Origin of the sequence: Bacteroides gallinaceum (genome assembly GCF_030373775.1) — a bacterium.
Classification (GTDB): Bacteria; Bacteroidota; Bacteroidia; order Bacteroidales; family Bacteroidaceae; genus Phocaeicola; species Phocaeicola excrementipullorum.
On record NZ_JAUDEN010000003.1, the window covers coordinates 95438 to 120608 of the forward strand.

Annotated in this window: 16 protein-coding genes; 12 read left to right on the forward strand and 4 right to left on the reverse strand. The window is 47.0% G+C overall.

Going from position 1 to position 25171, the window contains the following annotated elements:
• Positions 1-32: 32 nt before the first annotated feature.
• Positions 33-1340, reverse strand: a complete 1308-nt coding sequence (locus tag QUW60_RS02730) for an NAD(P)-dependent oxidoreductase (protein ID WP_289558354.1) — start codon at positions 1338-1340, stop codon at positions 33-35.
• A gap of 172 nt (positions 1341-1512) precedes the next feature.
• Between QUW60_RS02730 and QUW60_RS02735 the strand changes: the two genes are divergently transcribed.
• Positions 1513-2886: an MATE family efflux transporter gene (locus tag QUW60_RS02735; RefSeq protein ID WP_289558355.1), complete on the forward strand. Its 1374-nt coding sequence runs from the start codon at positions 1513-1515 to the stop codon at positions 2884-2886.
• Between the two features lie 3 nt (positions 2887-2889).
• On the opposite strand, the gene QUW60_RS02740 is transcribed toward QUW60_RS02735, so the two are convergent.
• On the reverse strand, positions 2890-5040 hold the full coding sequence (locus tag QUW60_RS02740; protein ID WP_289558356.1) for a DNA topoisomerase 3: 2151 nt from the start codon (positions 5038-5040) through the stop codon (positions 2890-2892).
• Between the two features lie 190 nt (positions 5041-5230).
• On the opposite strand from QUW60_RS02740, the gene QUW60_RS02745 reads away from it, so the two are divergent.
• Both QUW60_RS02745 and QUW60_RS02750 read left to right on the forward strand, forming a co-directional pair.
• The gene (locus tag QUW60_RS02745) at positions 5231-5908 is read left to right on the forward strand and encodes a zinc metallopeptidase (RefSeq protein ID WP_258337836.1); all 678 of its coding nucleotides are present in this window, start codon (positions 5231-5233) and stop codon (positions 5906-5908) included.
• 188 nt (positions 5909-6096) lie between these two features.
• A complete protein-coding gene (locus QUW60_RS02750) occupies positions 6097-6480 on the forward strand; it encodes a hypothetical protein (protein ID WP_289558357.1) in 384 nt (127 codons plus the stop codon).
• Here the strand turns inward: QUW60_RS02750 and QUW60_RS02755 are convergent.
• Positions 6423-7229 (reverse strand): KilA-N domain-containing protein, encoded by an 807-nt coding sequence (locus QUW60_RS02755; protein WP_258337835.1) that lies wholly within the window; start codon positions 7227-7229, stop codon positions 6423-6425. The two genes, QUW60_RS02750 and QUW60_RS02755, sit on opposite strands and share 58 nt — an antisense overlap.
• Before the next feature lie 352 nt (positions 7230-7581).
• Here QUW60_RS02755 and hisS point away from each other — a divergent pair, with 352 nt between their 5' ends.
• Positions 7582-8949, forward strand: coding sequence for a histidine--tRNA ligase (gene hisS / locus QUW60_RS02760; RefSeq protein WP_289558358.1), 1368 nt, complete (start codon positions 7582-7584; stop codon positions 8947-8949).
• Positions 8950-9073: 124 nt separating this feature from the next.
• On the opposite strand, the gene QUW60_RS02765 is transcribed toward hisS, so the two are convergent.
• Positions 9074-9601, reverse strand: a complete 528-nt coding sequence (locus QUW60_RS02765; protein WP_258337833.1) for a DUF4833 domain-containing protein — start codon at positions 9599-9601, stop codon at positions 9074-9076.
• A 501-nt stretch (positions 9602-10102) separates the two neighbouring features.
• On the opposite strand from QUW60_RS02765, the gene QUW60_RS02770 reads away from it, so the two are divergent.
• From QUW60_RS02770 to QUW60_RS02805, 8 genes are all read left to right on the forward strand, one after another.
• Positions 10103-13225: a SusC/RagA family TonB-linked outer membrane protein gene (locus QUW60_RS02770; protein ID WP_434736834.1), complete on the forward strand. Its 3123-nt coding sequence runs from the start codon at positions 10103-10105 to the stop codon at positions 13223-13225.
• Between the two features lie 12 nt (positions 13226-13237).
• Positions 13238-14833 (forward strand): RagB/SusD family nutrient uptake outer membrane protein, encoded by a 1596-nt coding sequence (locus tag QUW60_RS02775; protein ID WP_258337831.1) that lies wholly within the window; start codon positions 13238-13240, stop codon positions 14831-14833.
• A 216-nt stretch (positions 14834-15049) separates the two neighbouring features.
• The gene (locus QUW60_RS02780; protein WP_289558360.1) at positions 15050-17956 is read left to right on the forward strand and encodes a chondroitinase family polysaccharide lyase; all 2907 of its coding nucleotides are present in this window, start codon (positions 15050-15052) and stop codon (positions 17954-17956) included.
• Positions 17957-17990: 34 nt separating this feature from the next.
• Positions 17991-18935: a tRNA-dihydrouridine synthase family protein gene (locus QUW60_RS02785; protein WP_434736837.1), complete on the forward strand. Its 945-nt coding sequence runs from the start codon at positions 17991-17993 to the stop codon at positions 18933-18935.
• A gap of 58 nt (positions 18936-18993) precedes the next feature.
• On the forward strand, positions 18994-21735 hold the full coding sequence (locus QUW60_RS02790; RefSeq protein WP_289558362.1) for a hybrid sensor histidine kinase/response regulator transcription factor: 2742 nt from the start codon (positions 18994-18996) through the stop codon (positions 21733-21735).
• A 54-nt stretch (positions 21736-21789) separates the two neighbouring features.
• The gene (locus tag QUW60_RS02795; RefSeq protein ID WP_258337827.1) at positions 21790-22452 is read left to right on the forward strand and encodes a DUF3256 family protein; all 663 of its coding nucleotides are present in this window, start codon (positions 21790-21792) and stop codon (positions 22450-22452) included.
• Positions 22453-22741: 289 nt separating this feature from the next.
• Positions 22742-23650, forward strand: a complete 909-nt coding sequence (locus QUW60_RS02800; RefSeq protein ID WP_258337826.1) for a M23 family metallopeptidase — start codon at positions 22742-22744, stop codon at positions 23648-23650.
• Between the two features lie 155 nt (positions 23651-23805).
• Entirely contained in the window at positions 23806-25146 is a 1341-nt protein-coding gene (locus QUW60_RS02805; RefSeq protein ID WP_434736782.1) for a BT_3928 family protein, read from the forward strand.
• Positions 25147-25171: the final 25 nt, after the last annotated feature.

A 25171-nucleotide genomic window follows, 5' to 3' on the forward strand; every position in this document is an offset into this window, starting at 1 on the left:
GCGTCCCCGCAAGATATGGAATAAATGTGCGTTTATGCTTCGAGAAGCTTCACTGCGTCAACGTATTGGGCGATGCCTGCCGCAACTTGTTTGGCAGCCTTCATCGCCAGTACCACCGTATGCGGGCGGTGTACCACGTCACCTCCGGCAAATACTCCCTTGCGTGTAGTCATGCCATAGGGACGTTCCTTCACGATGACGTAACCGGTTTCATCGACATCGATTCCGGTGGTTGTCGAAACGATGCGGTTTGCTGGACGTGAACCTATTGCGAGGAAAATGCGGTCGAACGGAATTTCTTTTTCTCCGTCCGGAGTCGTGGCGCGGATGGCGCGCACTTTTCCTTCTTCATTTCCAAGAAATTCCAGAGTGGATGTCTGCCACAGGAACTGAACCCCTTCTTTTACGGCTTCCTGGTATTCGCTCTGGATGGCAGGCATGTCAGCTTCCGTCTTGTGATAGATAACGCTCACGCTTCCGGCTCCCATGCGAACGGCGGTGCGTGCGGCATCCATGGCTACGTTTCCGCATCCGATGATGCCTACCTTTTCGCCTTCTTCCAACGGAACCATGTCGCGCGGCACGATATTCTGGTTGTAGATGCTCGCCATATGAAGGAGGTAGGATGACTGTACGATGCCTCTCAGCTTGCTTCCCGGCACATCCAGCGCTTTCGGAAGGGCAGTTCCTGTTCCGATAAAGATGGCGTCATATCCCTGTTCGAACATCTGGTCGATGGTTATCTGTTTCCCTACAAGGCAGTTCAGCACAAAATTGACTCCCAGCGCTTCAATCTTTTTGATTTCTTTGTTTACGACTTCTTTGGGGAGCCGGTATTCGGGTATGCCATACATCAATACGCCGCCCGGTTCGCTCTGTCCTTCAAAGATGGTGACATTGAATCCTTGCCTTGCCAAATCGCCGGCAACGGTCAGTCCGGCCGGTCCCGAACCGATAACGGCCACTTTCCCACGTGTCTTTTGCGGCAGGCGTTCGCGGATCAGATTCATGTCCGTATCAAAATCGGCCACAAAGCGTTCCAGCTTGCCGATCTGTATGCCTTTCCCCTTTGCGTAAAGCACGCAGTGCCCCTGGCATTGCTTTTCGTGCGGGCATACACGTCCGCAGATGGCAGGCAGATTGCTTTTTTCGTTTATGATCGCCATCGCATCTCCCATATTACCCATAGAGAGCTGGTGGATAAATCCGGGAATGTCGTTTTCGATGGGACATCCCTTCTTGCAGGAAGGATTCTTGCAGTTCAGACAACGTTTTGCTTCATCAATAGCTTCTTTGATGGTGAAGCTTTCATTGATTTCTTTGAATGTGTTGTTGTTCATAGAAAATTGCACTTTTGTAAACTCGACTTTGCAAAAGTAGCTATTTTGTGCTGTCTGAACAACTATTGCTTGCAGATTTAAGTTTGTTTTAACATTGTCGGAAGGCAGGAAAAGCGGGAGAACCCGATTTTCTGAACCGAATGAGTAACTTTGCGTGCCATAAATAATATGTATGAATAGTCAGAACAGCCGATACGAAGAACGATTAGGGACAGACCGCATGTTGCCTCTTGTTTTCAAGATGGCGCTCCCGGCAGTCGCAGCCCAGTTTGTCAATTTGCTCTACAATATAGTCGACCGTATATATATAGGTCATATACCGGAAATCGGAACCGATGCGTTGGCGGGGGTGGGCGTTACCACTTCCATCATCATACTTATTTCGGCGTTTTCGTCTATCGTGGGTGCCGGCGGCTCTCCTCTGGCCGCCATTGCATTGGGACAGGGCGACAGGGTGCGGGCAGGAGAAATCCTGGGAAACGGTTTTGTGCTGCTGATACTGCTTGCCTTGTCGACTTCCTTCATGGCGTATGTGTTTATGGAGCCTGTTCTGCTGCTTACGGGGGCATCCGAACGGACACTGCCTTATGCCGTGGATTATCTGTCGGTTTATTTGCTGGGCACCGTGTTTGTAGAGATCTCTACGGGACTGAACATGTTCATCAATTGCCAGGGGCGGCCCGCCGTTGCCATGTGCTCTGTTCTGGTAGGTGCTTTGCTCAACATCATACTCGACCCTGTCTTTATCTTCGCGCTTGACATGGGAGTAAAGGGGGCTGCATTGGCAACCATCATCTCTCAGGCGTGCAGTGCTGTCTGGGTGCTTGGCTTCTTGTCCTCAGACAGGGCGACGCTCCGGCTCGAAAAGCGTTATATGAAGGCGGACAAAGAAGTGATCCTGTCGATGCTTGCATTGGGCATGTCACCTTTTATTATGGCAAGCACAGAAAGTCTTGTAGGCTTTGTGCTGAACGGAAGGCTGGAGCGTTTCGGTGATATTTATGTCAGTGCGCTGGCTGTTTTGCAGAGCGCCATGCAGTTTGCCAGCGTTCCGCTGACCGGATTCGCTCAAGGATTTGTTCCGATAGCCAGCTACAACTACGGGCATGGCGACAAGCAGCGTGTGAAAGACTGTTTCCGCATGGCGGTAATTGTGATGTTTTCGTTTAACTTTGTGCTGATGATGCTTATGGTTTGTTTTCCTACCTTGGTCGCGGCCGTGTTTACGGACGATGACCGTCTGGTTGAAACGGTGCGGTGGACAATGCCGCTGTTCCTTGCCGGCATGACTATATTCGGGCTGCAGCGCGCTTGCCAGAACATGTTTGTTGCCCTGGGGCAGGCGCGGATATCCATTTTGATAGCATTGCTTCGCAAGGTTATTCTGCTGGTTCCTTTGGCCTTGATTCTTCCTCATTTCATGGGAGTGAGCGGGGTGTTTGCTTCCGAGGCCATTTCTGATGCCGTTGCCGCCATCTGCTGCACGCTTCTGTTTGCATGGCAATTCCCGAAGATTCTCCGCCGGATGCCGGTGCGTTCGGCATGAGTCTTATGCTTCTTGCGCAAAAGGCAGGCGGAACGTACAGCCGTTTTTCCATTGTGAGCATCCGTAAGCTGTCTTTCCTTTGATGATGATGCCTTTTCCGCACAGGGGACAAGCCTTTCCTATGATGCTGTCGTCGGAGGGAAGAGAGGCCGGTTTCGGTGCAGGGGCAGGCTTTGCCTTGGTTCTTGTTTTGGAGGATCGTGTCCGAGGCTTGGCTGTATTCTCTTTTTTAGTCGCCGGCGGAGTCTGAAAATCTTGCGCGACGGTTACATGCCGGTTGCTGTTGTCACGTAGCACGCTGTATACAATGTCGGTCACCATTTGCTTGAGTTCGGTGAGGAATGTGCCTGCATCGTACGACTTCTTTTCTATTTCCCTTAGCTTCTTCTCCCATATGCCTGTAAGTTCAGCCGATTTCAGCAGTTCTTCATGGATAAGCTGTATCAGTTCCACTCCGGTTGGTGTAGCTATGAGATTCTTGCGCTCCTTGCGGATGTAATGTCGCTTGAACAGTGTTTCAATGATGGCCGCACGTGTAGAAGGCCTCCCGATACCGTTTTCCTTTAAAGCGTCGCGAAGTTCGTCGTTGTCCACCAGCTTGCCTGCGGTTTCCATCGCACGCAGCAAGGTTGCCTCGGTGTAAGGACGCGGAGGCTGGGTCCACTTTTCGTATAGAGCCGGTTCGTGGGGCCCCGATTCGCCCTTGGTGAATGCCGGGAGCGCCTTCTCGTCGTCATTGTCTTTCTGTTCCTCCGGCATGTCTTTGGTGTCTTTCGCAAAGATGACTTTCCATCCCGGCTCTAAAATCTGCTTTCCGGTTACCTTGAATTCTATTTCGTCGGCTTTTCCGACAACGGTTGTTGTTGAAAACTTGCAGTCAGGATAAAAAACGGCAATGAATCTCCGCGCTATCAGATCGAATACACGTGTTTCCATGTCGCTCAATCCCTGCGGTTGTACACCGGTAGGGATGATGGCGTGATGGTCTGTCACTTTCGAGTTGTCGAACACTTTCTTCGACTTGACGAGCGGTTTTCCCGCCAGAGGTGCCGTGAGCTGGGTGTAGCTTTTCAGTCCTTCCAGTATTTTCGGGCATTTGGGATAGATATCGTCGCTCAGAAAAGTCGTGTCGACACGCGGGTATGTCGCCACTTTCTTTTCGTACAACGACTGGATGAGTTGCAGGGTCATGTCCGCCGAATAACTGAACTTCCTGTTGCATTCCACCTGCAATGAAGTCAGGTCGAACAATCGGGGAGGAGCTTCCGTTCCTTTTTTGGAGGAGATTTCCGTGATGCGGAAAGGAGCCTGACGCACCCGCTCCAGCAGTTCCTGGCCCGTTTTTTCGTCAGTTATCTGCGGTATGCCCCGGTTGGAGTCGGCTGATGGCGCTTTCTTTTTTGCATTTGGGTTTTCCTTTTCCCTTTCTGCTTCTTCTGCCAGCTCTTCGTCACTTTTCCGCACGATGGCAGAAAAAAGCGTGTCGCGGTAAACCGTTTTCAGTTCCCAATATTGTTTGGGAATGAAATGTTCGATTTCCTGCTGGCGCTTTACGATCAATGCCAGCGTAGGAGTTTGTACGCGGCCGATAGACAGCACCTGCTTGTTCTGTCCGTACTTCAGCGTATAAAGTCGGGTCGCATTCATTCCCAGTGTCCAGTCGCCGATGGCCCGGCTTAATCCGGCTTCATAAAGCGACTGGAATTCAGACTGGTCTTTCAGGTTAGAGAATCCTTCCCGGATAGCTTCTTCGGTGAGTGAAGAAATCCAAAGCCGTCTGACCGGGCATTTTGCGCCGGCCTTTTGCATCACCCAGCGCTGTATAAGTTCTCCTTCCTGGCCGGCATCGCCGCAGTTGATGATCATGTCAGCTTTTTGCATCAGTCCTTCGATTATCCGGAACTGTTTTTCGATGCCGGGATCATTGATAAGCTTTATTCCGAAGCGCGGCGGAATCATGGGGAGCGTGCTGAGGCTCCATGTCTTCCATGAGGGCGAATACTCGTGCGGTTCTTTCAGGGTGCACAGATGCCCGAATGTCCAGGTGACCTGGTATCCGTTTCCTTCAATATATCCTTCTTTCCGGTTTCGTGCTCCGAGCACATCCGCGATATCGCGTGCCACACTGGGCTTTTCGGCAATGCAAACTATCATGGTCATTTCAAATAATGAACAAAATTACGTAAAGTTGTCCAATAAAAAAATAAAAATCGGCATCTCTTCGTTTCTGCTATCTGCAAATTGATTAACTTTGAGCAGTTCTGCCGGCAGAAGGAAGGCCGGAATCTTCTGGCAAGGTTTTTGCTGTATATTATTGTAAATCATCAATCAAAAGAAAAAGACTATGTTAATTTGGATTGTATTCATCGGCATTGCGGTAATCAGTTACATTGTGCAGGCCAGATTGAAAAGTAAATTTGAAAAGTATTCGGAGTTGCCTCTAGCCAACGGAATGACCGGGCGCGATGTTGCAGAAAAGATGCTCCGTGACAACGGCATTTACGATGTGACGGTAACCAGCACGCCGGGTATGCTTACTGATCATTATAACCCGACGAACAAGACTGTCAATTTGAGCGAAGGGGTTTATGGAACGTGCAGTGTGGCTGCGGCTGCGGTTGCCGCTCATGAATGCGGACATGCCGTACAGCATGCGCGTGCCTATGGACCTTTGCAGATGCGTTCAGCCTTGGTTCCGGTGGTGCAGTTTTCTTCATCCATCGTTTCATGGGTATTGCTGGCGGGCATTCTGATGGTCAATTCATTTCCCCAGCTGCTGCTGATAGGCATTTGCCTGTTTGCCATGACTACCCTGTTCAGCCTGATCACACTTCCGGTTGAGATTGACGCAAGCCGCCGTGCGCTGGTGTGGCTGAGCAGTGCGGGCATTACCAACGCCTTTAATCACCGCCAGGCCACAGACGCCTTGAGGTCGGCCGCCTATACGTATGTGGTGGCTGCTTTGGGTTCGCTGGCCACGCTGATTTATTATGTCATGATTTATATGAACCGGCGCGAGTAAAAATCTTGAAGGAAATTTTAGATAGGTGTAGGGATTCCGCAGATTTGCATCGGGAAGTTAAGACAGAACATACGCCGGCCAATATAACCGCAAAATTAAAGCAAGAGAGGCATCCTGCCCGATTTGTAAACAAACTCAAAAAGGGGCGGATAAAAATACTTAATTGGAAAATTTAAACAGTTTCTTATATGTCTTTGGAGGAAAGGAGGCAAGCGATGAAGCTGACCGATAAACAAACTGATGGAAACAATTTTTGTCCTATTTGTGGCTATCCACTTGGCAACCACAATCCGTGGGGTGATGATGGAAAGACTCCGACGTACGATATTTGCCCATGTTGCGGTGTAGAATGGGGTAATGAGGATTATACTACTGAGTCCCAAGCAGAGTATCGCAAACAATGGCTTGAATCGGGAACCAAATGGTTTGAACCTCAGAAAAAGTCAGATAACTGGAATCTTGAGAAACAATTAAGAAACATAGGCTATAATAAAGGGCAATGTATTGGCAATGATTATTTCAACAACTTTCTCTCTCCATTATCACTGTTTCCCAATACGCTCATTTGGTGAATGGCTATCTGATTGAGTTTTAAAAGACGTTCACCCTGCGGCATACCCTGTTCGATGAACACTGCATTGAGATTTTCCATATTTGACAGACAGATAAGTTCGTTGATGCTGGCATGATCTCGAATATTGCCTTTCAGGTCAGGATTGGCTTCGCGCCATTGCTTTGCCGTCATGCCAAACATTGCCACGTTCAATACGTCAGCTTCGTTGGCATAGATGATGTTTGCTTGCGCCTGAGTAACTTCCGTCGGGATAAGGTTCTGTTTGATGGCATCGGTATGTATGCGGTAGTTGATTTTCGATAGTTCACGCTTTGCCGACCAACCGAGCAACCTTTGTTCTTTATTCTTTAGCCGCTGATATTCCTTGACGAGAAGCAATTGGAATTTAGGCGAAATCCACATACCGAAATGATAGGCTATATCCCGATGTGCATACGTGCCACCATAGCGACCGGCCTTTGAACGGATGCCGATTGCATAGGTTCTTTCTATCCAAGTTTTTACCGAAAGCACGAAGTTGTTGCTTCCCGCTGCATTTTTAATTGTACCGAATTCGGTACAATTAAAATCGGGATTATACAGCATTTCCCATTCGCCAAGATATTCAATGGTGCTTTTGAGACTGAGCCAACGGAAGATTATATGCTCTTGCAGCTGGCTTCGTGCCATATCCGTAAGACTGATGTAATCTTCTTCGTTGTACTTGACAACACTGATGTCTGTATTTTGAACAGTAATCTTTGCCATTGGGCCTATGCTTTTGGTTTTCAACCGTAAAGGTAGCTATAATTCGCGAGATTATCTCTCTTTCAATGAATAATTTACAGAAATAGAACGCAAAAGCGCGATAACGGATATTGTCTTTTCCGAGAATGTTATACCTTTGTATCTGAAAGAGTAATTTGACAGCACCGCAAATCGCTGAATTTCGTATGGTCGACAAACCGTTACCTCTGTTTCTTAAATACTCCGCTAAAAGTTTATTTCTCAATCGGTTGTATCAAACCGATGAAAATTTAAAATAAAATCGGCATGAATCTGCGGAATCCGCATTTTTCTGCGTACTTTTGTGCGGAAAATCAAAAACTTGAAATCAATTATGGCAACAAAACCAGGCATACCTAAAGGAACCAGAGATTTTTCGCCGGTAGAAATGGCGAAACGTAATTATATATTCAATACCATACGTGAGGTGTTCTATCTTTACGGATTTCAGCAGATTGAAACGCCGGCAATGGAGAATCTCTCTACGTTGATGGGAAAATATGGAGAAGAAGGCGACAAGCTCTTGTTCAAGATACAGAATTCGGGTGATTATTTTTCTGCCCTGACAGACGAAGAGCTGCTGAGCCGGAATGCAGCCAAGCTGGCGGGCAAGTTTTGTGAAAAGGGCTTGCGTTATGACTTGACAGTGCCGTTTGCCCGTTATGTGGTGATGCACCGTGATGAAATCGTTTTTCCTTTCAAGCGTTTTCAGATTCAGCCGGTGTGGCGTGCCGACCGTCCCCAGAAAGGACGTTACCGCGAGTTTTATCAGTGTGACGCCGATGTGGTGGGAAGCAACTCCCTGCTGAACGAGGTAGAGTTGGTGCAGATGATTGACGCGGTGTTCAGCCGTTTCGGAATCCGTGTTTCGGTCAAAGTGAACAACCGGAAGATTCTTACGGGGATTGCAGAAATCATCGGTGAAGCCGATAAGATTGTAGACATCACTGTAGCTATAGACAAGCTTGACAAGATTGGCCTTGACAATGTGAATGCAGAACTGGCTTCAAAAGGCATTTCTCAAGAAGCCATCGAAAAGTTGCAGCCGATTATTCTGCTGGGCGGTTCGAATGAAGAAAAGCTTCAGACATTGAAGGCTGTACTTGCTTCCAGTGAAACCGGACTGAAAGGTGTTGAAGAATGCGAGTTCATCTTGAAGAAAGTGGCAGGTCTGGGAGTGAAGTCAGAAGTTGAACTTGACTTGACCTTGGCACGCGGGCTGAATTATTATACCGGCGCGATTTTTGAGGTGAAGGCGCTTGATGTGCAGATTGGAAGCATCAGCGGAGGAGGACGTTATGACAATTTGACAGGTGTTTTCGGCATGGACGGTGTTTCGGGCGTGGGCATTTCTTTCGGTGCCGACCGTATTTACGATGTGCTGAATCAGCTTGATCTTTATCCGAAAGAGGCGTCCGAAGCCACTCAGCTGCTGTTCGTTAATTTCGGTGAATCGGAAGCGGATTATGTTTTGCCGGTGCTGGCTAAGGTGCGCGAGGCCGGAATCCGTGCGGAAGTATATCCTGACAGTGCGAAAATGAAGAAGCAGATGAGCTATGCAAACAGCAAGTCTATTCCTTTTGTTGCCATCGCGGGCGAAACCGAAATGAATGAAGGAAAAGTGACTTTGAAGAATATGACTACGGGAGAGCAGGCTTTGGTTACCGCTGACGAACTGATTTCAGCTGTAAAAGGAGAATAAGCCATGCGTTTGTCGCCGGGTGTTCTGACGCGCCGGCACGTTGGTGAATGCAGAAGCACAAGGATCAGAAGGGAATATGCCTGAAGTTCTGGCGTATAAAGCTCTGGTCCTTGTGCTTTTGTTTTCAGTTCATGATCCGCTCCGTCACTTTCTCTTTGGATGAAACGGACTCGCCGTGAAGCTCCACATAGTCTACGCTGAGCGGATTCCTGTCGTTTACCTTCACGTACAGGTATTTTAAGACAGCAGGCTTGCCATTGATGGTCGTGCGGCATACGTAATGCGCCCCCTGCTGGCAAATCTCCAGTTTGCGGCCGTCATAGGCAGTCAGAGTTACCGTGCTTGTGTTGTTTCCTTCGGCCACCACTTTGTATCCGTATGCCATTTTTCGCTGGATAAAGCTCAGTCCGTTTTTTTCTCCCATATGCTCTTCGCGGTTTACCCAGTATACATTCAGCGGCTTTTGTGTATCCAGTTTTCCTCCAACCAGATTGGCGTCATAACAGACCAGATTCTTGTTTATGCTTCTGGCAATATGGAACAGCCGTTGCGGAGTAAGATATAAGTTCTCTTCCGGTTCTGATGCCCGCATCGGGCTGAGTGCAAGTGCGGACAGAGTCAGCAGGAAGAAAAAAAGTTTTGGTTTCTTCATTGCATCAAGTCGTTTTTTATGATTCTGCAAAGATAGTCAATCGCTTTGTTCTGTGCGCTTGTTTTGCGGCGATTGCAGACAAATGGCATAATATTGCGGATAAAAAGGATAAAAAGCGGTCTGTTTTTTATCTCCAGTTTAGAGATATGCATTTTCAGTCTGGAGATATATGTCTTCAGTCTGGAGATTTGTATCTCTAGCCTGGAGATATAGAATGGTGCGGGGCAGAATGGCTTTATAAATTTCTTTTCTTTCTGAATAGGTTGGAAATAAGGCGGTTTGGCCTTTTAGAATCAGGATTAACATTTCGCTTATTTTTTATGTTTGTAGCTGTTTATAATAAACTTCTGAAGAATGGTAGCGCAATTTTCTTCAGGAAATGAACAATGGGAAGTTGCGTTTTGTTGATGATTTAGATTTTTGAGAGTAAGAACAATGTTTTTGTAAAAACGCTTTTATTAACCTATTTAATTTAAGATCATGAGAAACAGGTTTTTTTTGATGTTAGCAGCCAGTCTGTTCTTGTGCCTTTCTGTAAAGGCGCAGAGTGGTGGTCACATAAGCGGTAAGGTTGTTGATGCTTTGAGTGAGCTTGCCGGTGTAAGTGTGGTCGTGAAAGGGACTGACAATGGAACCATAACAGATTTGACTGGTGAATTTAAACTGAGCGGAGTGAAGCCGGATGATGTGCTTCAGTTGTCTTTTATCGGATATAAGACACAATTGATCAAAGTTGGAAAACAAACCCGCTTCAATATTACAATGGTGGAAGATGCCCAGACTTTGGATGAGGTGCAGGTCGTTGCTGTCGGTTATGGTGACGTGAGAAGAAGGGACTTGACAGGCTCTATCGGCTCTGCGGACATGAAAGATCTGGTAAAGACTCCGGTAAGTAACATTACAGAGAATCTGGCTGGCCGTATTGCCGGTGTACGAGTTTCTTCCAGTGACGGTGGTCCGGGCGACAATTTCAGCATTGTAATCCGCGGTGCCGGCTCGCTGACCGGAAGCACGGCGCCTTTGTATGTCATCGACGGTTTTCCCTCGGAAAGTTCCGGTCTTGGCACTTTGAATCCGAATGACATTGAATCGATTGATATCCTGAAAGATGCTTCAGCTACAGCCATTTATGGAGCACGCGGTGCAAACGGCGTTGTTATTGTAACGACTAAAAAGGGAGGTGCTGGAAAGCCAACCGTCACTTATAACGGCACGTTTAAAATCAGTACCTTGAAAAATAAGCCTGAGGTGATGGATGCCTATGAATTTGTAACCTTGCAGCAAGAAATTATGGGCGGCGGAGAAGATTTTCAGAACAACTACCTTACAGATTTGTATCCTACCGTCGAAGACTATCGCAACGCTCCGTCGTATGACTGGCAGGACTATATTTATCGCACGGCACTAAGCCACAGCCATCATGTGTCTTTGACAGGCGGTGCCAACAATCTTAAATATACCACTTCGTTGACATACGATGATACGCAGGGTGTCATCATCAACTCAGGCCTCAAGCGTTATCAGGGGCGTGCCAGCTTGAGTCAAACGGTAAATGACAAATTAAAGATTGACTTCAACGCCAATTATTCAAGCAATGTGCAGGATGGTCCGACTGTTTCTACATCCACTACATCCATGTCGACGGCATACATGTACAGCGTATGGTCATTCCGCCCGGTATCACCTACCGGAACTGACTTGCTGAATCAAATGTATGATGAGGGTGTCAACATGACCGAAGACTACCGTTTTAACCCAGTTCTCTCTGCACGGAATGAATATCGTCACAAGACGACGAATAACATGGCATTCAATGTCGGTGCACAATATGAAATCATCAAGAATCTGAAACTGAAGGTAACGGCCGGATATACGGCGCGCGACTACAAGAATGAAGAGTTCAACGGTTCGCAGACCCGTACAGGTAATTCGCATCCGTCGAATACGCAGAGCAAGGGTATCAATGCCTATCTGTACCAAGGGGAAGCGAGAAGCTATCTGAATGAAAATACGTTGACTTATCAGTTGAACAAGAAGTCCCATAGCTTCAATGCGTTGGTCGGTATGTCCGTGCAGAAGAATACCAGCTACATTCATTCTATAACTACCGAGCAGATCAGCAATGAGTCGTTCGGAATGGCTGGTCTGGATAAAGGAAGCAATCCTACGGTTACTTCATCAAAGGGAGAAAACAAATTGTTTTCATATTTTGGGCGTATCAATTATAATTATGATTCACGCTATTATCTGACCGCGACCATGCGTGCTGACGGTTCTTCCAAGTTTGCTAAAGGTCATCGTTGGGGATATTTCCCTTCAGGCTCTGTAGCCTGGGCTTTCCAGCGCGAAGCATTTGTTTCTGACAATCTGCATTGGTTGTCTAACGGTAAGTTGCGTTTCAGCTACGGTCAGACAGGCAACAACCGTATCGGCAATTATGATTATATGGCTCATCTTGTGACGAGCGATGACGTTTACAAATATCCGTGGAACGGTGAGTTTACTCAAGGATACGTGCTCAGCAGCATGTTCAACGAATTGTTGAAATGGGAAACTACGGAGCAGTTTGACTTGGGACTGGACTTGGGCTTTCTGGACGGGCGCATCAATCTGACGATGGACTATTATGTGAAGACAACGAAGGATTTGCTGTTGGATGCTGATATTGCTGCAAGTTCCGGATTCTCTTCGGCAACACTGAATGTCGGCAAGCTGCGCAACAAAGGCTTGGAGCTTACACTTGAAACGACAAACATCAAGAATAAAGACTTTACATGGACTTCCAATTTTAATATTGCGTTCAATAACAATGAGATCATTGCACTGAATTCAGGCCAGCCTTATATGACAAGCTATATCAGCTGGGACAACAAGTATAGAACGATGCCGGCTTATATAAGCAAGGTAGGAGAATCTGCAGGTAAAATGTATGGCTTTGTTTATGAGGGAACATATAAGTATGATGACTTTAATACATCTGTAGGAGCAAACGGTGAAACGGTATATACAATCAAGGATGGCATTCCTCACTATCAGACCAACCCTCAGCCGGGAGATCCCAAATACAAGGACTTGACCGGCGAAGGTGAAATAAACGATGACGACAAAACAACGATCGGTAACGGACAGCCGAAGCATACGGGCGGTTTTTCTAACAATTTTACTTACAAGAACTTTGATTTGAATATTTTCTTGCAGTGGAGTTATGGCAATGACATACTCAATGCCAACCGTATGGTTTTTGAAAATCCGTCGTCGAAGCAGAATACCAACATGTTCGCTACTTACACCAACCGGTGGACACCTGAAAACCCGGAAAGCAATATGCCTCGTGCCAAAGCGAACGGAGCGACTGAATACAGTTCGCTGTATGTGGAAAACGGTTCTTATCTGAAGCTGAAGAACATTTCTTTGGGGTATAACTTTGGACCGAAAGTCTTGGACCGTCTGGGTATCAGTGCCGCACGCATTTATCTTGCTGCTGAAAACATTGCGACCTTTACTCATTATTCGGGTGATGATCCGGAGGTTTCTACCCGTAACTCTGTGCTTACTCCGGGTTTTGACTGGTCTGCATACCCGCGTGCCTTTACATTGTCGTTTGGATTAAATGTCACATTCTAAAAAAACAGATTTATGAAAACTATATATAAATACGGAAGAAATATATTTTTGGCTGTCTGCCTGTGCGCCACCGGCGTTTCGTGTGAGGATTTCTTTGAAACGAAACCGTATGACTTTGTAGCGCCTGAAACGTTCTATACAAACGAAAAAGAATGCACGATGGCTTTGGCCGGTGTGTATTATACGCTGGTGACTGAGGCTATTTACGGAAACTTTTATTCTTGTATGCTTTCTAACATAGATGACTTGAGCTATTATCAGCGTCAGAGCGGCCAGCTTACCAGTCAGGTGTATGGGAATGATCACAATCCGAGCAACCAGCATGTATGGGGAGTATGGAAGGCTTTGTATAAGGGAATTAATAATGCAAACATGCTGCTTGACAATATAGATAAAGCAGATATGGATGAGAATGTAAGAACAAGGATAAAGGGAGAAGCCAGATTCTTGCGCGCATACTATCACTTCCTTCTGGTGCAGGCTTGGCATGAAGTGCCCCTCCGGAAGGAGTCGTTTAAGGACGTGAATAATTCTGCCTTGAAAGCCACTCCCAACAAGGAAGCGTTGGACTGGATTGTGCAGGAAATGGAAGCATGTGTAGACATGGTAGACGACAGTGCTTACGACAAATCTCCTTCTTATGTGAAAAAGACTACGGTGATGGGTATTCTTGCTCGCGTTTACCTGTGGCGTGCCGGCAATCCCAACAATGGAGGAAAGGCGGATTATGAGAAGGCTGCTTATTGGGCAAATGAAGTGAAGAAGTCTGGCAAACATCAGTTGAATCCTGATATGGAACAGTTCTGGAAGAATCTGGCTGCCGACCAGTATGATGAGGTGTATAACGAAAGCATGTGGGAGGCTGAATTTATCGGGAACCGTTCGGCCGACGGACTGGGCAACTATACAGACGGCAGAATCGGAAATGTTATAGGCAATATTCAGAAAGGCAGTAATGCTGTGGGATATAGCTATGGCTTTTATGCACCGACACTTATTCTTTGGGATTTGTATGAGGATGGCGATAAACGTCGTGATCTTTACATCGCTCCTTACCAGATAAATAACAAAGACGCACAAGTTAAATGGAAAAAGAACCAGATTGTGCAGCGTTCTTGCGGAAAATTCCGCCGTGAATGGGAGCCTTCATCGCAAAAGGAAAAGAACTGGACACCGGAGAATTATCCGATTCTGCGTTATGCGGATGTGCTTCTGATGTTGGCTGAGGCTGAAAATGAAGCGAACCAGGGACCTACTGCATTGGCTTATGAATGCATCAATGCTGTCAGATCCCGTGCTGGACTGACAGACCCGTTGTCTGGATTAAGCTACGAGGATTTCCAGCAGGAAGTTCGTGACGAACGCGGACGTGAACTTTGCTTTGAATCGCTCCGTAAGTATGATCTGGTCCGCTGGGGAATCTATGTGGAAGCTATTCACGATAAGCTGGGTGCCGCTGTCAATGATTCCCGCTGGGCTACGGGCAACCAGTATCAAGGTGCCAAAGATTATGTGACAAGAACGCAAGCCAAACACCAGTTCATGCCGATTCCGACAAAAGAGCTGGATGTAAATGGAGAATTGCAGCAGAATGACTATTGGAAATGATTTGCGATAGTAAAGGTTTTAGGAAAACTCAACAGGATGTCTATGATTCATTGTGAGGAATAGGATGCGGTGCGTTTCATGGCATTCTTGTTCATGAGTGAATTAGATGTTAAGTAATGGTGGGTGTGTCGTGGCTGGTTCCTGGCACACCCACTTTGTTTGACCAAATTTTTCGGATTGCTTGTCAAGTTGGCAGTCTTTTTATATTTTTGTTATATGAAACGGAAATTTTTTATATGCTCCATTATATGTTTGGGAGCGGCTTTATGCGGATATGCGCAGACATGGAACTTTGAAGGTAAAGTTCCGGAAGACTTTACGGCTTCCGGGAAACACAGTTTGAGTACTTCTGCCTTGTTCTATAAGGAAGGGGCAAACAGCATGGAGTGGCAGTTTGGGCCTGAAGAGGTGCTGACGGTGAACATGAAAGAGCCGCTGTCTTTATCTTCGGGCAAGGAGGAAAATTATGGAATAGCCTTGTGGATTTATAATGAGGAGCCTCAGACCGACAGTCTGCGGTTTGAGTTTCTTTCACCTGCAGGGCATGTTTCTTATCAGTTCAGCTTTAATCTGTGTGCTGCGGGCTGGAGGGCTTGTTGGATCGGATTTCAGCATATGCATGGCGACAAGGCTGACAAGGAAATAGCCGGATGGAGAATTGTTGCACCGAAAAGAAAAGGGCGTGTCTTTATCGACCGGCTTACTTTTCCGGTTACGAAAATGAATCTCCGTACGACGCCCGACCAGCAGATGCCTTATAACAATGCGTTGGATTTTCGCGATTTGTGGCATTGGTGCCGTGTCTGGCAATGGGAACAGCTTGCATATGATATACCGATTCCTGCAAAACTGACTTTGGAAGAAAAGAAAGAACTGGATATGATGGCTGGCCGTCTGGACGCAGCGCTGGAATTGAAGAAAGCGCCTCAAAAGCTTGTGAAGAAAGCGTATGACGTTTTTGATAAAGCAAACATCCGCCGTTCGCTGACCGGCTTTGTCGGCGCTCCGGTCGTTGCTCCGGATGAGTTGAAGCGTGCGAAGGGAGAATTGTCATGGAATGATTTGGAAACGATGCTTTCCGGCTTTGCTTACGATGCTCTTTATAATGGCTCGAGCGAGGCGGAGAATAAATACTTCCTTGTTTGGGATTATGCAATGGATCAAGGATTTGCCTATGGCAGCGGAATGGGAACAAACCATCATTACGGATATCAGGTGCGGAATATTTACACTACAGCTTGGCTGATGCGCGATAAAATATGGAAGGCTCAGAAGAGCGATGCCATTGTCGCGACACTGGCTTTTTGGGCTGCGCTGCAGGAAACGCGCCAGCCTTGTCCTCAGGGGAGGGATGAACTGCTTGACACTTGGCATACGCTGCTCCAGCCTAAGGTTGTGTCGGCTATGCTGCTTGTAGATGAAAGGGAGCGTGTGAGAGCTCTTAAGGGACTGTCACGGTGGGTGGCGTCTTCGTTGAGGTATACATCCGGTACGATCGGAGGGATAAAGGTGGACGGGACAACGTTTCATCATGGCGGCTTTTATCCGGCCTATACAACCGGTGCCTTGGCAGCAGTAGCTTCGTTTGTAGCACTGACAAAAGACACGCAGTATGAGTTGGCGGCAGAACCCCGGCAGGTGCTGAAGACGGCGCTTTTGGCGATGAGAAATTATTGCAACAAATACGAATGGGGTATCGGAATCAGTGGGAGGCATCCTTTCGGCGGGTCGATGCGGGAAGAGGATATAGCTTCGTTTGCTTCTCTTGCTCTTGCGGGCGACCTGTCGGGAGGAAAAAATGAGTTCGACCGTTCATTGGCTGCGGATTATTTGCGCTTGTGCAGAAAAGATACGCCGGAGGCGCGTTATTTCAGGAAGCAGGGAATCCGTCCTGCCAAAGCGCCGGAAGGATTCTTCGTGTACAATTATGGAGCTGCGGGAGTCTTTCGGCGCAATGACTGGATGGTGACACTGAAAGGATATAATACGGATGTCTGGGGTGCAGAGATTTATACGAAGGACAACCGTTACGGGCGTTACCAGAGTTATGGTTCCGTGCAGATAATGGGAGGAGATTCTCGCCGGACAAGCGGCTATGATGAAAACGGTTGGGATTGGAACAGGCTTCCGGGAACAACCGCCATTCATTTGCCTTTTGAGATGCTTGACAGTCCGTTGAAGGGCACGACGATGCTTAAGTCGAAGGAGCATTTTTCAGGGGCTTCCAGTTTTGAAGGAAAGAACGGAATGTTCGCCACTAAGCTTATGGAACGTGAACTGAAAAACTTTACGCCCGATTTTGTAGCCCGGAAGTCCGTGTTCTGTTTTGATAACCGGATGGTCTTTTTGGGATCAGGAATTACGAATAGCAATCGGGACTATTCTACAGAAACGACGCTTTTCCAGAGCGTATGGACTGACGATGGAGCGCATGATTTGCTTGTGGACGGAGATGTGAAAAACGAACTTGGCTTTTCCGGCGAATTTGATGTGACCGGCAAGCATCCTCTTTGTCTGCGTGACGGTTATGACAATTATTATTATATAAAGGAAGGAAATGTCAAAGTGTATATAGCCAGACAGGAATCGCGGCATGAAAAGAAACGCACGTTGACAGAGGGCGAATTTGCTTCAGCATGGATTGATCATGGCTGTGCTCCTCAGAAGGCTTCTTATGAGTATCTGGTCTGGATTCAGCCTTCGGAAGAGCAGCTGGAGGCTGGAACACCGTTGGATTCGTATGAAGTGCTGCAATGCGATGACAAAGCGCATATTGTCCGGGATATCCCGACAGGAATTACAGCTTGTGCTGTGTTTGAAGACGTGAAGTTGGGGCAAAACGGATTGTTCTCGGAACTTCCGGCGGAAACCATGGTTATGTACAAACAGGAAGAAGCGTCGCTTCGGATAAGCGTTTGTGATCCGGATCTGGATATCAAGGAAAAGTCATATACTACTAAAGAATCCAGCAGGCCGAAAGATAAGTCTTTGGTGCTTTATGGCGATTGGAAGCTTGTGGGGAATTCGGATAAAATAACGTTGGCGGCTTCGGAAGGCATGACGGAACTGACTGTGAAATGCCAAGACGGACAGCCTGTAGAGTTTGAACTGGAGAGAATTTGAAATTATGGATGTGGCAGTAAAGAATGAAGGCGTGATGCAAGGTGGGTTTTCAATTCAGTTTTCACCGCTTCAGGGGTATACGGATGCCGTTTATCGTCGGGCGCATGCTCGCTTTTTCGGTGGGGTGGAATGCTACTATTCTCCTTTTGTCCGGATCGAACATGGAGAGATCCGCCGTAAGGATATGCGTGACATTGAGCCTGAGAACAATGAAAACCTAAGCCTTGTTCCCCAGTTTATAGCTTCCGACAGGGATAAGGCGGAGCATATTCTTTCGCTTTTTGTAGAGAAAGGATACCGCAATGCGAATCTTAATTTGGGGTGTCCGTTTCCTGTACTTGCCAGACGGCATAATGGTGCAGGCATGTTGCCTTATCCGGATGAGGTTGAAAGTTTGCTGACAGGTGTTGCGGAAGGCTTTCCTCAATTGTCTTTGTCTGTCAAGCTTAGGCTGGGGTGGGACAGCCCGGACGAATGTCTGGCACTGCTGCCCTTGCTTAACCGTTTGCCTTTGTCGGCCGTCATTCTTCATCCGCGGCTGGGAAGGCAGCAATACAAGGGGAGTGTTGATCTCGATGCTTTTGCCGCCTTTTATGACGCTTGTGAGAAACCTCTTTTTTATAACGGTGATTTGCTCTCTGCGGATGATATCTCCGATATACATGAACGGTTTCCCCGTCTTGCCGGTGTGGCTGTCGGGCGTGGACTTTTGGCAAATCCGGCATTGGCGTTGGAGTATCGCCAGGGAAGCGCATTGCCTGAAGCGGAAAAGATGGAAAGAATCAGAAAAATGCATGATTTTGTTTTTGACGCTTATTCCAGGCAGCTCCAAGGAGGTGATGCCCAGTTATTGACAAAGATGAAGAGCTTTTGGGATTATCTGCTTCCGGATGCCGACCGGAAGGCGCGCAAGGCTGTGTTAAAGGCAACAAAGCTTGGCGCGTATCACGCTGCGGTGAGCGGTTTGACTGGCAAATGATTTTAGTTTGAGATTTCCCGTTTTTTTTTTTAGTTTTGTGGCTTGTAAATAGTAAGCCATGAAAACAGTATTAGCCTTTATCGTATCTTTGGTGGCGCTGGCTGCCTGTTCGGATGAAAAAGAACATTTGGTAATTGGCGTTTCGCAATGCAGTGATGATGAGTGGAGGACACAGATGAACAGGGAAATGCTTCGGGAAGCCTTGTTCTATCCTGAAACGGAAGTGAAGATTCGTTCGGCAAAAGATAACAGCGGAATTCAGATAGAAGACATCGAAACGTTCATCAAGGAAAGAGTGGATGCGCTGGTTGTTTCTCCCAATGAAGCTGAAACGGTAACTCCTGTAATTGAAAAGGCTTTCGATGCGGGCATTCCGGTGATATTGGTCGACAGGAAGATTCATTCGGGAAAATATACAGCTTATGTAGGTGCAGACAACTACGATATTGGCCGGCGTGCCGGGTTTTACATCGTTAATCGTCTGCATGGAAAGGGGCATGTGGTAGAGATCACCGGACTGAGGGGCTCAACCTCGGCCGAAGAGCGTCATCGTGGCTTTATGGATGCGTTGGCCGAATCTCCTGAAATGGAGGTAGTGGCTAGAGCGGATGCAGGCTTTTTTCAGCAGAAAGCTGAGGACAAGTTTGATTCGATTCTAGCCCGGCATAAAGACATTGATCTGGTGTTTGCCCAAAACGACCGCATGGCGATCGGCGCTCATCAGGCGGCTTTGAAGTGCGGGCGGCAGAAGGATATGTTGTTTGTCGGGATTGATGCAGTTTCGGGAGAAGGGTATGGAGTGGAGAAAGTGGCTTCCGGTGAACTGGACGCAACGTTCATTTATCCGACATCTGGGGATAAGGTAATGCAGGTGGTGATGGCGGTTTTGGAAGGCAAGCCATACGACAGGGATACCAAACTGCAGACTGCATTGGTTGACAAGTCGAACGCCCGTGTCATGGAGATGCAGACGGAGCATATCTTTGAATTGGACAAGAAAATCGAATATCTGAATAAGAAGGTAGATGCTTATTTCCTTCGTTACTCTTCCCAGCGCATGTTCCTGTATGCATGTATTGTCATTCTTTTGCTTGTGGGAGCATTGCTGGTTTTCGTTGTCCGTGCATTTTGGACAAAAAACAGGCTTAATGCAGAACTTTCGTGCCAGAAGACGAAGCTGGAGGAACAGCGTGATCAGCTGATTGATCTTTCTCATCAGTTGGAAGAGGCAACTCATGCGAAACTGGCTTTCTTTACCAATGTGTCGCATGATTTCCGCACGCCTCTGACGCTGATAGCCGATCCGGTGGATCAACTGTTGCAAAGCCGTAACTTGAATGAACATGAACGCTCTTTGCTTAACATTGCACATAAGAATGTTGTTGTTCTGCTCCGGCTGATCAATCAGATATTGGATTTCAGGAAATTTGAGAGCGGCAAGCTCAAGCTGCATCTTTCCGAGTTCGACATTTGCAGCGAGATGAAGGAGTGGACCGAAGCGTTCCGCACCTTGTCGTTCCGTAAGCATATCCGTTTTGACATGTCTGTTGATGAGGCTGGGCAGGGATACGTTGTGATAGCTGATGCAGAAAAGCTGGAGCGCATTACCTATAATTTATTGTCGAATGCCTTCAAGTTTACTCCAGAAAATGGCCGCATATCCGTCAGGCTCTCACGGTTTAGGCGGGATGAGGCTGATTGGCTGAGAATGCAGTTTTCTGATACGGGCATAGGCATGTCGGCCGAGCATGTGCAGCACATTTTCGAACGCTTCTACCAAATCGATGTGCATCATGCCGGTTCGGGTATCGGACTGGCTTTGGTGAAGGCTTTTGTGGAAATGCACAAAGGGGTGATTCGGGTAGAAAGCGGAAAAGAAAAGGGGACGGCTTTTATAATTGAAATACCGATGCGCCAGGCTGGTGCATTGGAAGAGGGATTGCAGCGCAATGTGATGCTGACAAACCTGAAGGAAGGAGCTGTGCTTGACGCGGATCTGGAAACCGTCAGCCAGCAAGGTGATAAGTTCATTCCGGAAGATAAGGAAACGGTGCTGGTCATTGATGACAATCAGGACATACGCGACTATGTGCGTATGCTTTTGCAAGGGAAATATACGGTGATTGAAGCCGTTAACGGACAAGAGGGGGTGAAGCAGGCAATGAAATATGTTCCCGATGCGATCATTTGCGATGTGATGATGCCGGTGATGGACGGTATGGAGTGCTGCAAACGGTTGAAGAGCGAGCTTCAGACATCTCATATTCCTGTGATGATGCTTACGGCATATGCAATGGATGAGCAAAAGATCAAAGGATATGAATGTGGCGCCGATTCTTATTTGTCGAAACCTTTCAGCGCGAAGTTGCTGCTGACCCGTCTTCACAATCTGATAGCCAATCATAAGCGGCTGAAATCCTTTTTCAGTGACCGCGCTGCCACGGTGCAGGAAACGCCCTTGGGCAATATTGACAAGGGGTTTGTTGACAGGCTGTATGACTTGATTGAAAAACGGATGAGTGATTCTGATTTGAATGTGGAGAATATTGGAAGCGAGATTGGTCTTGGACGTGTGCAGTTGTACAGAAAGACCAAGGCACTGACCGGTTATTCTCCGAATGAGCTGCTTCGGATTGTCCGGTTGAGGAAAGCTTCGGCTTTGCTGGCTTCTACGGAGAAGACGATAGCTGAGATCGCTTATGAAGTCGGATTCAGTTCTCCGTCGTATTTTGCGCGTTGTTATAAAGATTATTTCGGAGAAAGTCCCACAGACTTTCTGAAAAGGAAAAATGGGAAATGATGGCTGCGGTTCGGCAAATAGTTGTATCTTTGGCTCGGATTTAGAACAAAGTTTATGAAGCGTATTGTTATAGGACTTGCATTGATTTTGTGTTATGCGTGCGGATTGCGGTCGCAAGACTTGAAATCCTTGTTTGTGGCTTTGCCTGATTCATTATCTCCACTGTTGACGGAAGTCAATCGGGCGGATTTCGGAGACTTTTTGGCAAGCAACATGAAGGCGGAAGTGAAAAACCGTTTTGGCAATATTTCGGAAATGACCCGGCTGACAGATGATTACCTGTCGGTTAGACTGACATCGGCCAGTACATTGGAAATGAAGCTTCTTCCGATGAACGACAGCGTCAATGTTGTCTGTGTGGTGAAGACTTATATGGCACCGGCTGCTGACAGCAAGGTTTCTTTCTTTACTTCCGACTGGAAAGAGCTTCCTGCCGGCGACTATTTGCAGCTCCCGCTTGAAACGGACTTTTATCTTTCTCCTCAGACAGAGGCGGGAAAGGACTCGTTGGATAATCTGCGTTCGTATGCCGACATGTATCTGCTGAAAGCGGAACTTTCCGCCGAAAGCCCTTCCATTTCGTTTGTCTATAGCACTCCTGACTATCTGGATAAGGGGACGGCAGACAAATTGAAGGCCTATCTGCGTTCTTGTCCGCTTCGCTATGAATGGAGTGCAGGCAAGTTCGTGAGGAAAGAAGATTCAGGCAATATTTGATCATGCGATATCGCCGGCTGTTTTTTATGTTGTAAAGCAGGAATCTGCGCTTCGTGAATTGATTTCAACTGAAAATACATAAAAAATAGTTAATCATCCGGTGTGGGCAAAGAGAAAAATATTATCTTTGGAACAATTTGTTGGATATGATAGACTATCCTTCATAAAGAGGGGGAGAATATCGCCGTTTTTAGTTGATTTGTGTAAACCTGTAGTGGTATTCTGAAGACGTTCGAAACTTTCTCAAAAAGTTTGCCGACGGATACTTGCTGAAAAATATTATAACGTAATGATTTTAAAATGTATTAGAACAGTGACGATGGCGGCTTTGGCCTTTGTGAGTGTAAATGTCTGCGGACAGGACTTGCTGGCTCGACAGGCTCCCATCGACAGAAAATTGAAAGCTGTAGACTCATTGGCGTTGATACGCCAGATCAAGGCGGAGCAGGCCGTTTATCCTGCATATAGTCTTTATCCGAACTGGAGCCATGACCGCGTCCATGCCTATGGTAATACAGTGCAAATCCCCGACAGCTTCCGTATAGATCTTACAGGCTTCTGCATGCCGACAACTCACACTAAAATTACTTCTAAATGCGGCCCTCGCTGGCGGCGTATGCATAACGGACTGGATATAAAAGTTTATATCGGCGATACAATCCGTGCTGCATTCGACGGGCGCGTGCGTATGGTGAAGTATGAACGCCGCGGATACGGCAAATATGTGGTGATTCGTCATGATAATGGTCTGGAAACGATTTATGGACACTTGTCGAAACAGATTGTGGATGAGGACCAGTATGTGAAGGCGGGAGATCCGATCGGTCTTGGAGGAAATACGGGCCGTTCGACCGGTTCTCACTTGCATTTTGAAACACGTTTTCTCGGGGAAGTGATCAATCCGGAATTCATGTTTGACTTTCCGAATCAGGATATTGTAGCCGACAGTTATCTGTTCGTTCGTGGCGCCAACCGTTACACTTACCAGCGTACAAGGGCATTGGCTGCCGTGAAAGCGGGCAAGTCGGGTGCGGATGAAGCTGAAAAGGCTGCGATCCGTTACCATAAGATCCGTAAAGGCGATACGTTGGGCCGCATATCGCGTATCTATCATGTTTCGATTGACAAGCTGTGCCGTCTGAATGGCATCAAGCGCACGACGGTTCTTCGGATCGGGCAAGTATTGAGATGTTCATAAATAATTATCTACTTTGATATTTCAGTGGGCCATCCCGAATGAAGTTGGTAACGCTTCGTTCCGGATGGCTTTTTTTATATGGAATTTTTGTTGGCTGCTCCGTGAAAAAACTGTATTTTTGCAGGTGCAGAAAAATTGTTTATTGAGATAGAACTTTGGCGAGCAAACATTTACATATACATGACGCAATTGTAATTGGAGCAAATACATGCCGTTTTCTTTTGGCGGCTGTTTTTCTGTTTTCCGGATTCGTTAAGGCTAATGATCCGTTGGGCACGGTTTATAAAGTGCAGGATTATCTGGACGCATGGGGAGCGTTTAGTCTGAGCGGCGGTTCGTTTCCTTATCTGGCGAGTTTCTTGATGGCTGCCTTTGAGTTCAGCATCGGCGTTTATCTTCTTTTTGGAATCCGCCGTTGGGCGACTTCCATTTTGGTTCTTCTCTTCATGTCGGTCATGACTCCCCTTACTTTATGGCTGGCTATTGCGAACCCGATTTCGGACTGCGGTTGTTTTGGCGATGCGGTAGTGCTGACCAATTGGGAAACTTTTTTCAAGAATCTGGTGCTGCTGGCTGCCGCTGTCTGCCTGTTCAAATGGAGGAGGTTTATCTTTAAGCTTGTGACAACCAAGGTAGACTGGCTGATATCATTGTACAGCATAATCTTTATTCTGTTTTTTACAATTTTCTGTTACCGTTATCTGCCTGTGTTTGATTTTCTTCCTTATCATATAGGGGCGGATATCCGCAAAGGTATGGAAATACCGGAGGGTGAAAAGCCTTCTGTGTATGAAACGATCTTTACGTATGAAAAGGACGGAGTGAAAAAGGATTTTACCATAGATAACTATCCAGGCGACTCCCTCTGGACTTTTGTTGATTCTCATACGGTCTTGAAGGAAAAAGGTTATGAACCTCCCATACAGGATTTTGCATTGATGTCATATGAGGACGGAACAAATTTGACTGATGAGATATTGGCTGACAGCCAATATGTTTTTCTGCTGGTAGCTCCCTGGCTGGATCGGGCTGATGACAGTTCGATAGACTTGATCAATGAAATTTACGACTACAGTGTGGAGCATGACTACCGTTTCTTGTGTGTGACCTCTTCAACAGATGAGGCGATATCGGCGTGGCAGGAAAATACAGGAGCCGAATATCCGTTTGCTTTGGCAGATGAGATAACATTGAAAAGCATGGTCCGCTACAATCCCGGACTGATGCTGCTGAAGAACGGTGTGGTGCTCAATAAATGGAGTGCGAATGCGCTGCCTGATGAATATCAGCTCAATGCTCCTCTTGACCGTTTGCCTTTGGGAGAGATACAGCTCAAGGGCGTATCCAGAAAATTGATGGAGGTGACCGGAAGTTTTCTGGCTCCGCTGGCGGCTTTGACAATTATAGATCTGCTTTGGATGAAATATCGCAGGAGGAAGGAGAAGAAACAGAAAAAAGTTCCCGACAGAGCGGATAATGGGAATCCTGAGGAATGATTGATACATTGACTATAAATACTAA